General features: G+C 64.4%; 9 protein-coding genes. 1 reads left to right on the top strand and 8 read right to left on the bottom strand.

Translation table 11 applies throughout. The annotated features are described in order from the left end of the window. Positions 1 to 90 precede the first annotated feature (90 nt). On the bottom strand, positions 91 to 1,068 hold the full coding sequence (locus OH686_RS09615; RefSeq protein WP_289538109.1) for a sulfite exporter TauE/SafE family protein: 978 nt from the start codon (positions 1,066 to 1,068) through the stop codon (positions 91 to 93). Positions 1,069 to 1,267: 199 nt separating this feature from the next. On the opposite strand from OH686_RS09615, the gene OH686_RS09610 reads away from it, so the two are divergent. Beyond that, positions 1,268 to 2,506 carry an MFS transporter gene (locus OH686_RS09610; RefSeq protein ID WP_289538107.1) on the top strand — a complete coding sequence of 413 codons (1,239 nt, stop codon included), beginning with the start codon at positions 1,268 to 1,270 and terminating at the stop codon, positions 2,504 to 2,506. A gap of 5 nt (positions 2,507 to 2,511) precedes the next feature. On the opposite strand, the gene OH686_RS09605 is transcribed toward OH686_RS09610, so the two are convergent. The 7 genes from OH686_RS09605 to mscK form a co-directional block, all read right to left on the bottom strand. Then, complete coding sequence (locus OH686_RS09605; protein WP_289538105.1) at positions 2,512 to 3,468, bottom strand: hypothetical protein; 957 nt, start codon at positions 3,466 to 3,468, stop codon at positions 2,512 to 2,514. Continuing rightward, a complete protein-coding gene (locus OH686_RS09600; RefSeq protein WP_289538103.1) occupies positions 3,459 to 6,164 on the bottom strand; it encodes a toxin VasX in 2,706 nt (901 codons plus the stop codon). Before OH686_RS09600 ends, OH686_RS09605 begins: the two co-directional genes overlap by 10 nt. Beyond that, on the bottom strand, positions 6,164 to 6,724 hold the full coding sequence (locus OH686_RS09595; protein WP_289538101.1) for a DUF4123 domain-containing protein: 561 nt from the start codon (positions 6,722 to 6,724) through the stop codon (positions 6,164 to 6,166). Before OH686_RS09595 ends, OH686_RS09600 begins: the two co-directional genes overlap by 1 nt. Further along, entirely contained in the window at positions 6,721 to 8,793 is a 2,073-nt protein-coding gene (locus OH686_RS09590) for a type VI secretion system Vgr family protein (RefSeq protein WP_289538099.1), read from the bottom strand. The genes OH686_RS09595 and OH686_RS09590 overlap by 4 nt, the downstream gene beginning before the upstream one ends. A gap of 150 nt (positions 8,794 to 8,943) precedes the next feature. Next, entirely contained in the window at positions 8,944 to 9,462 is a 519-nt protein-coding gene (locus OH686_RS09585; protein ID WP_137974499.1) for an Hcp family type VI secretion system effector, read from the bottom strand. A 341-nt stretch (positions 9,463 to 9,803) separates the two neighbouring features. Continuing rightward, entirely contained in the window at positions 9,804 to 11,264 is a 1,461-nt protein-coding gene (selO, locus tag OH686_RS09580; protein ID WP_289538097.1) for a protein adenylyltransferase SelO, read from the bottom strand. A 69-nt stretch (positions 11,265 to 11,333) separates the two neighbouring features. Next, positions 11,334 to 14,648 carry a mechanosensitive channel MscK gene (gene mscK, locus OH686_RS09575; RefSeq protein WP_289538095.1) on the bottom strand — a complete coding sequence of 1,105 codons (3,315 nt, stop codon included), beginning with the start codon at positions 14,646 to 14,648 and terminating at the stop codon, positions 11,334 to 11,336. Between the last annotated feature and the right edge of the window lie 72 nt (positions 14,649 to 14,720).

The raw sequence follows: 14,720 nt of genomic DNA, 5'->3' as shown, positions 1-14,720 counted from the left end.
CATGGGGAAAACGCCGAGGCCCGGTCAATGCGCTAGGTCAATGATCCGGGCCTCGTGGCTAGAACGTTTTGATCGATGCTTAGATCGCGATTACACCAGCGACTTGTAGATATTGAACGCGCTGATCAGGGTGATCAGGCAGCCGACGATGGTCATCAGGGTGCGCGCCGGAATCTTCTTGCACAGGAAGGCGGCGAATGGCGCGGCGAACAGACCGCCGAACACCAGGCCAGCAACCATCAGCCAGGTATCCAGCTCGCCGGCCAGCAGGATGAAGGAAGCGGCGCTGGACAGGGTCAGGAAGAACTCGGCGAAGTTCACCGAGCCGATGGTGGTGCGCGGGTCGCTGCCCGAACCGATCAGGCTGCTGGTGACTACCGGGCCCCAGCCGCCACCACCGGCGGCGTCGACGAAGCCGCCGAACAGGGCCAGCTTGGCCACGTGCTTGGGCGCCTTGCGCTGGGCCACGTGGCGGTAGGCCTTGTAAAGGATGTACAGGCCCATCAGCAGCAGGTAGGCGGAGATGAAGGGCTTCATCACGGCGCCGTCGAACTGGGTGATCAGTACCGCGCCGAGCACCGCGCCGATGATGCCCGGCAGCAGCAGGCGCAGGAACAGCGACTTGTTGACGTTGCCCAGCTTCACATGGGAGATGCCCGACAGACCGGTGGTGAACACCTCGGCGATGTGCACGCTGGCGCTGGCCGCGGCCGGCGAGGCACCGGCGCTGAGCAGGAAGGTGGTGGCGGTGATGCCGTAGGCCATGCCCAGTGCCCCATCCACCACCTGGGCGAGGAAGCCGACGGCGACAGCGCTCCAGAAGGTCGGGCTGCTCAGGGCGCTCTCGATGATCTCCAGGCCGCTGTGGCCGCCGTTGTCGCCGAAGAACAGGCGCCAGGCCAGGAAGAGCAGCAGGCTCGCCAGGATCAACACCGCCGCCCACATGGCGGCACGCAGCACCGGATGGTTGTCCGGGTGAGCGACGTAATCTTCTACGGGGGGCAGGCCGAGCGCTTCATGCTCGGCATTGAGCGGGCTCTGGCTGAGGTCGAGATCGCGGATTTTCATTGCAACGGCTGCCTGACAGTGGGTGGTAGAACAGGCTGGAATAAGCAGGCCGCGAAGATAATGGGCTTTGCTTAGAGAGTCTAAGAATGTTTCTGTAGGTTTATATTCTTTTTTGTTTTGTGTTTCTGCCGAAGCCGCGCTGTTGCCCAGGCGCCACGGCCTGGCCTAGGCTTGGCCACCTTTCTCGCAGGGATGCTGCATGACGACCTCCAGCGAACGCCCCGGCAATACCACCCTGGTACTCCTGGCTTCCCTCTATTGCGCCCAGGGCCTGCCGTCCGGGCTGGTGGCTCATTCGCTGCCGGTGCTGCTGCGCCAGCACGGTGTCGACCTGGGGCTGATCGGCCTGCTCAAGCTGCTGGCGCTGCCCTGGCTGCTCAAGGTGCTGTGGGCGCCGTGGATCGACCGCATCGGCTCGCGTCGCCTCGGTCATCACCGTGGCTGGATACTGCCACTGCAGGGCACGGTGATTACCTGTCTGGCCGGCTTGGCGCTGATCGCTCCGCAGGCGCTGTTCGGAAGCGCGTTCTGGCTGCTGCTGGGCATGCTGCTGATCATCAACCTGAGCGCCGCCACCCAGGACGTGGCCACCGACGGCCTGGCCGTGCGCCTGTTGCCGGAGCGCTGGCGCGGCCTGGGTAACAGCCTGCAGGTGGGTGGCTACAAGGTCGGCATGCTGGCCAGCGGCAGCGGTCTGCTGCTGGTAATCGGCGGGCTGGGCTGGAATCTCTCCATTGGCCTTCTGGCGGGTGCCTTGCTGCTGCTGACCCTGCCGATCTGGTTGTTCCCCGAGCGTCGCCTGCTGCCGCAACACAGCGAACAGGCCGAGCCCGCCGGCCCCGGTTTATTGTGGCGCCATTACAAGGGGCTGCTGGCGCAACCGGGCATGCTCGCCTGGCTGGCGGTGGTGCTGACCTTCAAACTCGGCGACGCCCTCGGCTCACCGATGATCAAGCCGATGCTGGTGGACCAGGGCTGGGCCACCACCGACCTAGGCCAGCTGACCCTGATCAGCAGCCTGGCCGGCATCGGCGGCGCCCTGCTCGGCGGCCTGCTCTACGCCCGCCTCGGCGCCCTGCGTGCGCTGCTGACATTCGGCGCCCTGCAGGCGCTCGGCATCGCCAGCATGGCTCTGCTGGTCGGCCGGGGCGGTGACGCCGTACTGGTCTATGCGGTGTCGCTGTTCGAACAGGCCGCCGACGGCATGTCCACCGTCGCCCTGTTCGCCGTGATGATGCGCATGTGCCGCCCCGAGCACGAGGGCGCCGACTTCACCCTGCAGGCCAGCGCGCAGGTGCTGCTGGCGGGGGTCGTAGGAGCCTGTAGCGGGTTGCTGGCCAAGTGGTGGGGGTATGAGCTGCTGTTTATCGGCGCGGCCGGGATAGGAGTGGTGGTCCTGACTCTAGTGTGGCGCTATTTTGTGCGACAGCCACGATAGCAGGGCTACACAGCTATGCCGCGCGCCTGCTCGAGATCGATCAGTCTAGTGGTTGGGCCGTTCTCATCCAGGCGTTCGAGCACGATACTTGGCCAACGGTTACGTGAGCGCCGCTGAGCGATACCGTAGGTGAAGTCCTGGATCAGGTTCGCCGGATAGAAGAGCAAATTTCCGAATAGCATCATCGCGTCGATGCCGCTGAGGTAGTTCTTGCCTTCGGTGGCCGCTTTCTTCTCGGCTATGACCTTGCGCCAGTGCCCAAGAAAGTCCGAGGGACGCAGGTTAGCTGCCAGTTGCGACCTGACGAACTCATCCGAATCGCTGCGATTACCATGGGCGTCGAACCAAGGGCCATTGTTCATGTAGGAGCGGATGTACTCCCAGAAGCCTTTCTGCATCTCCAGCGTCTTGCCCGCGGGGCTACCAAGGCTGAGTAGCAGGGCGTTGTCCGGCTCACCCAGTCGGCGGACCAATATCTCAAGAGATGCATGTCTCGTTCCGCCCGTATAGGGGCCGACCATCTGAAATTCGCAAGCCATTGCCTGAATCCCTTCCCATGGACAGTGGAACAGCTCTCCCGCATTGTCGAAATACACTTCCTGCGTACGGCGATTGAACAGGACGGGCAAGGGAAGCGGGCGCAGAGTTTCCAGCAGGAACGGTATCAGGAACAGCGCCGCACACATCACCAGAGTCATGACAACCATGTCACCACGACCTGCGCCGGCCATCCAAATAATGGTCAGAAGCCCAAGCGGCGCCGATATTCCTGCCAGCAGGCCGGTAAACATGCCGCGATCCTTATCCGCATTCGTTTGCAGCGTCAGATAGTGTCGCGTGTGCTCGTCGGTGACGAAGAGCTCCATGGGTGCCTGCCCTGTTGGCTTGTCCGAGGAGAGAGTCACCGAGGGCACGTCGCCATACTTGGCATGTATCTGCTGGCGAATACCGTTTAGAGCCATGCGATGTCCTTGATCTCAACGGCTGGCAGGGTCATGCCCTCCAGTGGGGAGTAGAGCAGCGTTCCGGAAATCTTGTTCAGTTTCCGACCTTCCGTGTCCTGGTGGTAGACGCGGCGGTAGGTTAATACACCCTGGTCGGTTGCTATTCGTGTGCCGCGGTGCGCATCGAAGTCTTTACCGGTCCAGCTCACATTGACTCGCTTGCTGCCATAGCCGAAGAATCCGCCCCAGGTTTCCTCGCCTTTGAAGCTGATCATTTCATCGGTAAGTGTCGTTTTTCCGGGCATGCGTAGCATCACATAGGTGGTTTCTACCATGCCCGTGTACGGATTCAGTTCGTTGAGGCGGTAGGCGTCAAGTGTGATGGGGAATACCACCTTGTAGAACTCCACCATGGTCTGGCTGTAGTTGTCTGCCCAATCGGCAGGGCTGGTGCCGAAGCGGGTTCCCTTCACCCACTTTTCCAGCGGTGTGTCCTGGGTGTAGAGCCTGGCTATGACTCCACCCACTATCAGGATGGTCACGCCCAGAGCCTTGAAGGCTAAATGCGGCGCTTGGGCTACCCCGCGACCGATGGTCGCTGCTTCGCCCGCAATGACAGCAGCGCGCGCCGCGCGGACAACTCGATAGGTTTTCACATAGATGGCCAGGTTGGCTGATGATGCAGCACTCAGCCCTGCATTGATCGCCGCGGTATCAAAGTCGCCTGAGCGATAGGACTCCAGTGTTTCCAGGCCGTAGGTGACGATATCGAACCCGGCCACAATGGCCTGCAGGCCCGCGGTTCTGGCCCCAATGCCCAGCGCTTCGGCAAGGGCTACTCGCGCAGACGTGGACTGCGCACCACTTGGTGTGGCAATGGCCTCCCAATTGGTCTCGGCCACTTTCTGCCACACGGCTGAGGTCGCAGCCGCAATTCCGAAGGCTCCGCCGAAGCTGCTGACCAGATTCTTTGCCGAGGGCGAGGAGGCCATTTCTTTGACTCCCCAGCCGAAATTGACTGCGGCGACCAAGCCGACCAGAACCTTGATTGGTGCGCTGTCCAGGGCGTCCTTGCTCAGATTCAGCAGGCCGCGGAGATTGGTTTCGGGTGCGAGCTCGGCAATGTTAGGCAGGATGCTGGATGTACCTGCTGCCGATTTGGCAGGTGCCAGATAGAAGAATGGGAAGGCTTCCTTTATGCCCGCCGCTAGGGGGGTGAGCTTGAGCTTTGCAGGCGGGGTCAGGCGGGTGCCCATCTGGTCACTCAGCCACTCCCCTACCTGCCTTTGGCTGGCGCCGCCGACATTTAGTCGCTGGTGGGTTCTGGCCAGGGCCGCGCTTATGTAGACCTTAACGGCGATGCATACTTTGTCCCGGACACCATGTAAATGCAGGCCGGCAACTGGCGACAATGCCAGCGCCAGGGCTTCCAGCCCTTCAGCGGGTGCTTGCCGAGAAAGATTGGCGGCGGCCTTATTGATCAGCATGCTGAGTGCCAGGGCACGTCCCATCTGGGCGCCTGCTTTGGCTAGACCGCCCGCGTTGTCGTTGGCGCCATCTGCCAGATCGACGAGGGATTTTATTTCCGGCACGTTAAGGCGTTTGGCCAGCCCCATGAGTGCCCAGAGCAACCAAGGCGAGCCTTGTTGGTCCTCTAGGTTGAGGGTCTGGGATAGTCTCTTGGCTCCCAGGCTGGTTGTGGCTGGACCGAGGCAGGCAGCGGCAAGGGTCATTTCCAGGCCCGCGCGCGAATCGGGCAGGCTGATGTCGAAATGCCCGCAGGCGGTATCCAGGCTCGCGGGGCCCTTTTCAGCCATGGTTTCGTACCAGCGCACCCACAGCACGGATAGCACGCGCAGGTCGTCGGCGTAGGCGCTCTCCTTCTGCGCCTGCTCCTGCCAGGTCTTGCTCAGGGCGTCATAGCGAGTAATCGAGGGCAATTGGCCTCTTATCTGCGCGTCACTCTCGCTCAATGTCTTGAGCACTCCAGCCATGGCCCAGTCATCGCTGCGCTGCTTTCGGTAGGCATCGAAAGTTGATTGGCGATGGCGTATGAGGGCGGCGAGGTCCAGCAGAACCCCCCAGGGGTCGTCGACTATCGCATAGGCGTTTTGCTCGCAGCGCTTCATGCCGTCGAGCGTGCGTACCCAGTCAGGTCTTTTGCGAGTATCGGGTGCCACGCTCCAGCGAAAACCGATGGGCTCCATGTAGTCGCCGATGTATTCATGAATGCTTTCCGCTTTCCCACTTACCGGCTTTGCTCCAGGGATGAAGGCGCGCATTACCCTGTTGCGTGTCTTGCTTTGCCCCTTGGCCGCGGAGAATTGACTATCGTTCCACTGCACCGGAGACCAGGCCATCATGGCTTCGACTCCCGCGGGGAGCATGACGAAGGCTTTTGCCTGGTTGTCGATGATCTTTCCGCCTCGGGCGGTTTCTTGCAGCAGTGACTTTTGAACTCGGAACTCGATCAGTTTTGCCGGTGTGCTTTGCCAGACATATAGCCAGCCGTCACGAAGCAGGCGGGCGACATACCTCATATCTCGTCCCGCCACTGTTTCCGACAGTTCGCCGAGCTCCGGGAATCTGCCCTGCAGTGGCGGTAGCTTGAAGGGGCTCGTGTCGAGGGGCAGAGACGGGCCCAGCGCATAGCGCAGGGGCAGAACGGCTGCCAGCAGTGGGCACGCAGGTGCTTTGATATTGTTGGCTGCCATTACCCCACCTCCTGTGGGTTGTCCGATTCCTGTGCCAATGCCTGTAGCAGAATCCAATCCAGGGTGACCTCATTGGCGCCTGTGTCGGTGCAGTCCAGATGAGGGGCTTCGTTGCTCCAGGCGCAACGGGGAGTGCCCTGATGATGCAGCCATACGCTATTGACCCCATGCCAGAACCCGGTGGGCCATTGAGCTTCGGCTAGCCAGGCGTGACGCAGGGCTTCGCCGTTGCCAAGACGCAACCACAGCGAGCGGTGGTCTGGAGATTGCACGCGTAGTCGTCGTTGCAGGTGGACGAATACTTGCTCTGCTGTCAGTGGGGTTTCCAGCCAAATGGTCGTATCTGCGAGGCGCTCATCACCTCGCCACCAGGCCTGCTGAAGAGGGCTTCCCTGCCATGCTTCGAGAAGAATGGTGCCTGCATCGGCGATGGCCTCGTATGGGGTTCCGGTGAGAAGGGGCAGGGGCTGATGGCTGGGAAATGTTTGATACAACCAAGTCATGGAGTCATCAAATAGAGCCCCGTCGAGAAGCACTATGCCCTGGGAGCTCTGGCTCATGTGGACCCTCCCGCGGCTTTCGCGGCTTCGCAGATTTCGCAGATGCCCGCTCGGCTCTGTCTGAGCAGTAGGTTTTGTTTAACCAGTGCTTCCAGCGGAGTGCCGGACTTGTCCGAGTCGGCTGTGAGAAGTTTTCCGGGTAGTAATGGCGCAGCTCCCGTCCCGCTACCCGGCCCTCCGCCCGAGTTGATCTTGATCTGCGGGCCGACCAGGGTGACGCCGCTGGCGTCCAGCTTGATGAAGCTGCCGGCGGCCTTGAAGCTGAGTTCGGCGCCGGCTTCGAGGACGACTTTGAGGCCGCTGGAGAGGTGGATCTCGTTACCCGCTTCGACAAACTGCCCCGTACCCAGCTTCACATGCTGGTTGGTGGCCACGGTGAGATGGTCGTTGGCGCGGATCTCGGTCTTGCGGTCCTGGTGGGTGGTGCGGTGCTCCTCGGCTTTCAGCTCGGTGTAGCTGTTGGCCTCGACGGTGTCGTGGCGCTCGTGGCCGATGCGGATCTTCTGGTCGTTCTCGACGTTCTCGTCCCAGTCCTTCTGGGCGTGGATGTAGATCTGCTCCTGGCCCTTGCGGTCTTCGATGCGCAGCTCGTTGTAGCCACCTCCGCCCGGTGAGCTGAGAGTCTTGAAGACGGTCCGGGTCTTGTTCGCCGGCAGGTCGTACGGGACCACGTGTTCCTTGTGGTACAGGCAGCCGGTGACCAAAGGCTGATCGGGGTCGCCCTCGAGGAAGGTGACCAGCACCTCCATGCCGATGCGCGGGATGGCGATGCCACCGTAGCGGTCGCCGGCCCAGCTGGAGGAGACGCGCAGCCAGCAGCTGGTGGTGTCGTCGGCCTGGCCTTCGCGGTCCCAGTGGAACTGCACCTTCACGCGGCCGTACTGGTCGCAGTGGATCTCTTCGCCCTTGGGACCGGTGACCACGGCGCTCTGGCTGCCGAGGATGCGTGGCTTGGGGTGTTCCAGCGGCGGGCGCCAGGGCGTGTCCCAGGGCGTGGCGCTGAAGCGGTTGCGATAGCCCTGGTTGAAGCCGTCGTCGGCTTGTCCGTCTTCCTTGCGCCCGCCGATAAAGCTGGTGATGGACTCTTCCAGCACCTGGGGCTGCTTGCCCTCGTGGTGGATCTCGCTGAGCAGCCACAGCTGGTTCCAGTCCGCGCGCGGATGGGCGGAGAGGCTGAGGAAGTGGCCTGTTCTCAGCAGCGGTTGATCGCTCTCGCCCTCGGCCAGCTGATGATCGCTGCGATGGCGTTCCAGGGCGCGCTGAGACAAGTGCTTGCCGCGGCCGCGCTCGGTGAAGCGGCCGGGGTAGTCGTAGTCTTCCAGGTCCGGCTTGGCCTCACCCTTGTGCGCGGCCTCCAGCTGCAGGCGCGGTTTCTCGAAGTCGTAGTCGCGGCGGGTGACGCGGCTGGTGCGGGTGGCCAGGCGCAGGGCGAAGCGCTTGATCACCGGGTCGTCCGCCACCAGGCCAGAGTCCTGCTGGTAGGCGGTGGGGGCGAGCTTGGGAAAACCGGTCTGGTCGTCGCCGAACACCAGCACATGGCCGTCGGGCCTGTGCTGGAAGTGGTAATGGATGCCTTCTTCCTCGCACAGGCGCTGGATGAAGTGCAGGTCGGATTCGTCGTACTGCACGCAGTAGTCGCGAGCAGGATAAGTGCCGCCGAGCTGGAAGCGCTGACCGCTGCCTTCGAGGATGCCGTGCTCGCTCAGCACCTGGGCGACGATCTGCGGCACCGTCAGGTGCTGGAAGGTGCGCTGGTTGATGCGGTGGCCGAGCCAGGCCAGCTGCGGACGCAGGGTCAGGTGGCAGCGGGTCAGGCGCTGGCCGGAGTCGCCCTGGGCGCAGGCGTGCACCTGGGCGTGGATGCCGTTGCCCTGCGCATCCAGGGTGAGAAAGGCCGGTTGGCCGAGCAGGGCTTCGAGGTCCAGGTCCGGGCGCTGGCTGACCAGGGTGACCTCGAACACGAAGGGCTGGCTGAGTGCCTCATGGCCGGTGAACTCGAGGACCTGCAGGTCGTGCTCGACGCCGGGCAGGCTCAGGCTGAAATGCGTCTGGTTGGCGGGGGCGAACATCCGTTGTTCCTTCTGCCGAAAGGGCATCGGCCAGGAGTGCTGGCCGATGGGGCGGCTCGCTTACCTGCGAGCCCGGGCATTGTCGGCGAGACGGCGGCGGGGCGCGGTGATGCGTGGCGCAAAACCGCGTGCCGCCGGTCGCCTGCGGCCTTAGGCCGAGATCGGCGAACGCCAGTCGTCGGAGCCGGAAGTGCCGGACACTTCGTGGGTCCAGACGATCTTGCGGTAGGTGAAGTAGACGTCTTCCAGGTGGGTGAAGTGGGCCATGGCCGGGTCCTGGCAGTTCGGCATGCGCGACTGCACGTCGACGATCACCGCGTCTTCCAGCTCGATGGTGAAGTAGTGCTCCTGGGTACCGGTGGAGGAGGTGCGGAACCATTCCAGACGGCACTTGGACAGACGCTCACCGGAGGTCAGGGAGTTGAAGATCAGCGGCGAGGCCTTGTCGAACACCTTGGTGATCATCAGCGGCTTGTGTACGCGCTGGCCGGTCGGCTGACCGGACTGCGGGTCGCGCGGGATGATGACCTGGTGGTTGAAGCCCTGGACCAGGATCTGGTCCTCGTGACCTTCCTGGAAGATGTTGCCGACCGAGTCCTCGGTGAAGGTGCCAGCGGTGATCAGGCCTTGCTTGGTGCCTTCGAGGGTCATGTACGCGGGTGTTGGCATGGTGCTCTCCTTGCTATGAGACGAGACCGGTAAGGTCCGGGAGCTCGGAGGAGTACAAGTGGCGTGCCAGAGGGCTGCGGGCCAGACGTGGCGGGGGTTGCAGCGCGGCTAGAAGAAGCCCGGGAGGCGCCTTGTGCGGGGCGTCACGGAAGGTTGTGCAATATCTGGCGCAGGGCTGTGCAGGGGGTTGCGCAGGGCGCGAGGGCCCGTGAATTGGGCGCTGGGGCGTGGCTGAGAGGGGCGCGGCGAGGCGGGTGTGCAAGGAGTTGCGCAGCGGCATGGTGTACTGCCTGCGGCGAGTACACCCTACGTGGGTATACATCCTGGGTCTGTAGGCTGACTCAGGACGAGCAGCTGATCTCCAGATGCTTTCCCCATTCCGGCGGGCGCTCAGTGTAGTGCTGCATGCCGGGCTGTTCCTCGAAGGGTTTCGAGAGCACCGCGTGCAGTTCACGCACCGGGGCGTAGTCGCCTTGCTCGGCGGCGCTGATGGCGTTCTGCGCCAGGTAGTTGCGCAGCAGATAGAGCGGATTGACCGCATGCATGCGTGCCTGACGCTCGGCCTGCTCGCCACCTTCCTGTGCGGCGCGCGCCTGATATTCCTGGCCCCACTGATCGAAGCCGGCGAGGTCGACGAAGTCCTCGCGCAGTTGCACCAGGGCCTCTGTCGGAGCCTGCTCGCCGAGGCGGCGGAAGAACAGGTTGTAGTCCACCGCGCTGGTCTGCATCAGCTGCAGCAGGCGCTCGATCAGCGCGGCGTCGCGCTCGTCGGCGGTGGTCAGGCCGAGGCGGCGGCGCATCAGGTCCTGGTAGTGCGCCTGGAACAGAGGCAGGAACAGGCCCAGCGACTCGCGCAGCTGCTCCACCTCGACGAAAGGCGTCAGGGCCTGGGCCAGGGCGCTGAGGTTCCAGTGGGCGATGGGCACTTGGTTGCTGAAGCTGTAGCGGCCCGAGTCGTCCGAGTGGTTGCAGATGTGGTTGGCGTCGAAGTCGTCGAGGAAGGCGTAGGGGCCGTAGTCGAAGGTGATGCCGAGGATCGACATGTTGTCGCTGTTCATCACCCCGTGGCAGAAGCCATAGGCCTGCCACTTGGCGATCAGCTCGGCGTTGCGCTCGACTATCTCGCGGAACATCGCCGCCCAGGGGTTCTCCGCCGCCAGGCACTCGGGGAAATGGCTGGCCAGTACGTGCTCACCCAGCTCCTTCAGACGCTCGTGCTGGTTGGTGTAGTAGAAGTACTCGAAGTGGCCGAAGCGTACATGGCTGGGTGCCAGGCGCAGCAGCATGGCGCCGGTCTCCTGCCGTTCGCGCCACACCGGCGTGCTCGAGCCGGTGACGCACAGGGCGCGCGACGTGGGGATGCCGAGCGCATGCATGTATTCGCTGGCGAGGAATTCGCGGATCGAGCTGCGCAGCACGGCACGACCGTCGCCCATGCGCGAGTAGGGCGTCTGCCCGGCGCCCTTGAGGTGCAGGTCCCAGTGCTCGCCGGCGTCGTTGACCACCTCGCCCAGCAGCAGGCCGCGACCATCGCCCAGGCGCGGGTTGTAGACGCCGAACTGGTGCCCGGAATAGACCATGGCGCGTGGCTCGGCATCGCTCCACAGCTTGTGCCCGGCGAACAGCTGGGCGAACACCTCGGTGTTGGCCTCGGCCGGATCGAGATCGAGCAGGGCCATGGCTGCCGGGCTGGCCACCACCAGGCGCGGCTCGTCCAGCGGCTCGGGCAGTACCTCGGTGGAAAAGGCGTCGCCCAGGCGGGCGAAGCGGTTGTCGAACTGCAGCGCGTCGAGAGTCTTCATGGGCTCAGCTTGTCACGGGCGCGGGGCCCTGGGGAAATCGCCGGGATGAGTGGTCCCGGCGTTTGAGTGTCAGCGCGGCGGCTGTTGCGGAGCGGCTTCCTCGGCGTCGGCCGGCTCCGGGTGAACGGCGGAGCGGCGACTGAAGACCACATCCATCTTCGGCGTCGAGGCGATATTGATGCCGTTGTCCTGGAACAGCTGGTCGATGCGCCGGTTCAGCTCGTCGGTGGCCAGACCGCGGTCGCCGAGTTCGCGCACATACACCTTGAGCTCGTGCTCCAGGGTGCTGGCGCCGTAGGTCTTCAACTGCACGTTGGGCGCCGGGTCGCGTAGCACGCGGCTGTTCTCCTGGGCGGCCTGCAGCAGCAGCTTGCGCACCAGCTCCAGGTTGGCGCCGCGATTGACCGTGTAGACCAGCACGACGCGGGTCACGGTGTCGGTCAGGGTCCAGTTGATCAGCTGGCTGGTGAGGAGGATCTGGTTCGGCACTATCACTTCCTTGCGATCGCTGTCGGTGATGTGCGTGGCGCGGATGCGGATGCGGTTGACCGTGCCGGTGACGGTGCCGATGGTCACCAGGTCGCCGATGCGGATCGGCCGCTCGAACAGCAGGATCAGGCCGGAGATGAAGTTGGCGAAGATCGCCTGCATGCCGAAGCCGATACCCACCGAGAGCGCGGCGACCAGCCACTGCAGCTTGTCCCAGCTGACCCCGAGGGTGGACAGCGCGGTGACGAAGCCGATGCCGGCGATGGCGTAGGACAGCAGGGTGGTGGTGGCGTAGGCGCTGCCCTGGGCCAGGCGCAGCTTGGACAACACCAGCACCTCCAGCAGGCCGGGCAGGTTGCGCGCCAGGGCGGCGGTGATGCCGGCGATGATCAGCGCGCCGAGTACGTCGAGCAGGCTGATGGGGATCTGCGTGGCGGTGGCGCCGGTGCCGGCGGAGTACTGGTACAGGTTGATCTGGTCGAGGTAGGCGAACACGCTGATCAGGTCGGCCCAGACCAGGTACATACAGGCGAGGAAGCCGCCGAGCAGGGCCAGGCGGATCAGACGCAGGGACTGCTGGTTGATCTGGTCGATGTCCATGGCCGGTTCTTCGACCACTACCTCATCGCCGTCCTCGTTCTCCTTGGTCTGCGCCTGGCGCTTGGCCAGGACCCGGGCGTAGGCCAGGCGTCGCGCGGCCACGGCCAGGCCGCGGACGAAGGCGGCCTCGATCAGCAGCGCGAGGATCAGCAGGTAAAGAGTGTTGATCAGGCGGTCGGTGAGCTTGAGCGAGGTGTAGTAGTAGCCGAAGCCGACGGCGACGATGAACGCCAGCGGCAGCACGGAGACGCCGATACCGAGCAGCAGGCGGAACGGCGAGGTCTGCTCGCGCATCGGCTCGGCCAGCAGCAGCTTGCTGAGGATCAGGGTCATCAGCGCGTAGCCGGTGAGCACCACGAGGATGCCAACCACGTCTTCGGCCAGGGCCTGCGGCTGATGCTCGGCAACGGTCACCACCGCCACCAGCGCCATCACCACCAGGCCCAGGCGGCGCACCTGCTTGCTCAGTAGTGCTACCTGCGGCCGCGGCCAGCGGAAGTGCAGCTCGGCCACGCCACCGGGGGACAGGATGCGGTACAGGGTGTAGAACACCAGCCAGGCCTGGGCCATGTCGATCAGCGCGCTGCCGAGGGTGGCGTTCTGGCCGCGGGCATCGATCAGCAGGGCCACGCCGCACAGGGTAAGGAACAGCGTCACCGGCAGGGCCAGCAGCACGTTGAGGAAGATCGCCATCGGCGTGTGCATCTGGCTGTCGCGCTTGTAGTGGCCGATGTCCTCGTGCAGCGCCTGCAACTTGGCGTACAGCCAACTGCGCCGCCACAGCAGCCCGCCGATCAGCAGCAGCAGGGGGATGAACAGCCACGGGCGGTCGACCAGGCCGGCGCCCAGCTCGCGCACGCCTGCGCCCCAGGGCATGGTCTTCAGCTGGCGCTCCAGCAGGTGCGGCATCTGCTGCAACCAGGCCAGGTCGAGCGGCTTGTTGCTGGGAATCCAGAACATCTGCTCGTCCAGCGTGGCGCGCAGGGTGCCGATCATTTCCTGCAGCTGCTTCTGGTTCAGCTGCAGGGTGATGGACTCGTTGAGCAGGGTGTTCAGCTCACGGTTCATGTGCTGTAGCAGGTCGTTGCGGGTGGTCGCCAGGTCCAGCAGGGTCTTGCGTAGCTCGGGCGTGACCTGCTCGCTCGGCTGGCTGGCCAGCAGGCCGTCGACATAGGCGTTGAGGTCGCCCAGCTTGTCGCGCTGCTGGTTCAGCTCGAACTGGTACAGGCGGATGTCGGCGATCTCGTCGGCCAGGTTGCGGTCCAGTTGCGGCTTGGGCAGGGCCTGCTTCTGCTGGTAGAGAATCTTCGCCAGCAGCAGGCTGCCCTTGAGCACGCTGACCTGTTCGTCCAGGGCCTGGGCGGCCTGGCTGACGCTGTCCAGCTGCTGCTTGGTCTCCAGGTTCATCCGGGTCAGCTGGTTGAGGCGCTCGGTGGCGCGCAGCAGGTAGTCGGAAATCTTCAGATTGGTGGCGCTTTCCTGGGCCAGCAGGCTGTCCGGCGTGGCCTTCTCGGCCTCGCGGGAGAGTTCGGCAACGGTCTTCTCCGAGCTGACCCGGCGCTTGTCGCTGATCAGCGCCTGCAGGTCGAGGCTCTCCTGGTCCAGGCGGCGGATGCGCTCCTGCAGCAGCTCGTGGCGGGCGCTGCCGAGGTCCTGCAACAGACTGTTGCCGGCCAGCTCCTGGCGGCGCAGCGCGGTCTGCGCATCGAGGGCGGCCAGTTCGGCGTTGAGTTCGCCGCGGCGCTCGGATGTCAGGGACTTGCCTGCTTCCTTGCCGACCTTGAGCAGATTGTTGATCTGCATGGCGCGGGTCTGGTTGGCGCTGATCTCGGCCTGAGCGCGTTCGGGGCGGGTCTGCGCGGTGATCAGCAGGCTGCTGGCCTCGGCCAGATCCTGCTGCCAGCCGCTGAGCTTGACGCTGCGCTCGCTGAGTTGCTGCTCCAGCTGCTCCACGCTGGCGCGGGCGTAGCGGGTGGCGACGTTGACCGGCTGGCTGGCCTTGAGGCGCGCCAGCTCGCGCTGGGCCTCGCTGGTCAGGCGCGGGGCGTCGCGCAGCTGGACCTTCAGCGCGTCGAGCTTCTGCTGGCTCTCGTCGCGGGCGGCAAGGAAGCTCAGGGTCTGCTCCAGCTGGGCCTTGATCTCGCTCTGTTCGGGCTCCGCCAGCTTGCGGTCGGCCAGGGCGGCGAGGCTGTCCTGCACGGCCTTGGCCGCCGGTGGCTCGGCGGCGGCAACGGGATGGGCGGCCAGGCACAGGCCAAGAATCAGGGTGGCGAAGAGGGGACGCAGAAGAGACATGGTCGCGGGCGCGGCTCGTAACGGAAATGCGGCTAATGATATGCCAGGCGCAACGCGGGCGCTGCCGCCCGC

Source organism: Pseudomonas sp. SO81, assembly GCF_030374125.1.
Taxonomy (GTDB): Bacteria; Pseudomonadota; Gammaproteobacteria; order Pseudomonadales; family Pseudomonadaceae; genus Aquipseudomonas.
Note: the sequence above shows the minus strand (reverse complement) of the source record. Positions and strands in the feature narration are given on the sequence as shown.

Coding starts and splice junctions, on each gene's coding strand:
- OH686_RS09615 (WP_289538109.1), bottom strand. CDS start 1,068: ATGAAAATCCGCGATCTCGACCTCAGCCAGAGCCCGCTCAATGCCGAG.
- OH686_RS09610 (WP_289538107.1), top strand. CDS start 1,268: ATGACGACCTCCAGCGAACGCCCCGGCAATACCACCCTGGTACTCCTG.
- OH686_RS09605 (WP_289538105.1), bottom strand. CDS start 3,468: ATGGCTCTAAACGGTATTCGCCAGCAGATACATGCCAAGTATGGCGAC.
- OH686_RS09600 (WP_289538103.1), bottom strand. CDS start 6,164: ATGGCAGCCAACAATATCAAAGCACCTGCGTGCCCACTGCTGGCAGCC.
- OH686_RS09595 (WP_289538101.1), bottom strand. CDS start 6,724: ATGAGCCAGAGCTCCCAGGGCATAGTGCTTCTCGACGGGGCTCTATTT.
- OH686_RS09590 (WP_289538099.1), bottom strand. CDS start 8,793: ATGTTCGCCCCCGCCAACCAGACGCATTTCAGCCTGAGCCTGCCCGGC.
- OH686_RS09585 (WP_137974499.1), bottom strand. CDS start 9,462: ATGCCAACACCCGCGTACATGACCCTCGAAGGCACCAAGCAAGGCCTG.
- selO (WP_289538097.1), bottom strand. CDS start 11,264: ATGAAGACTCTCGACGCGCTGCAGTTCGACAACCGCTTCGCCCGCCTG.
- mscK (WP_289538095.1), bottom strand. CDS start 14,648: ATGTCTCTTCTGCGTCCCCTCTTCGCCACCCTGATTCTTGGCCTGTGC.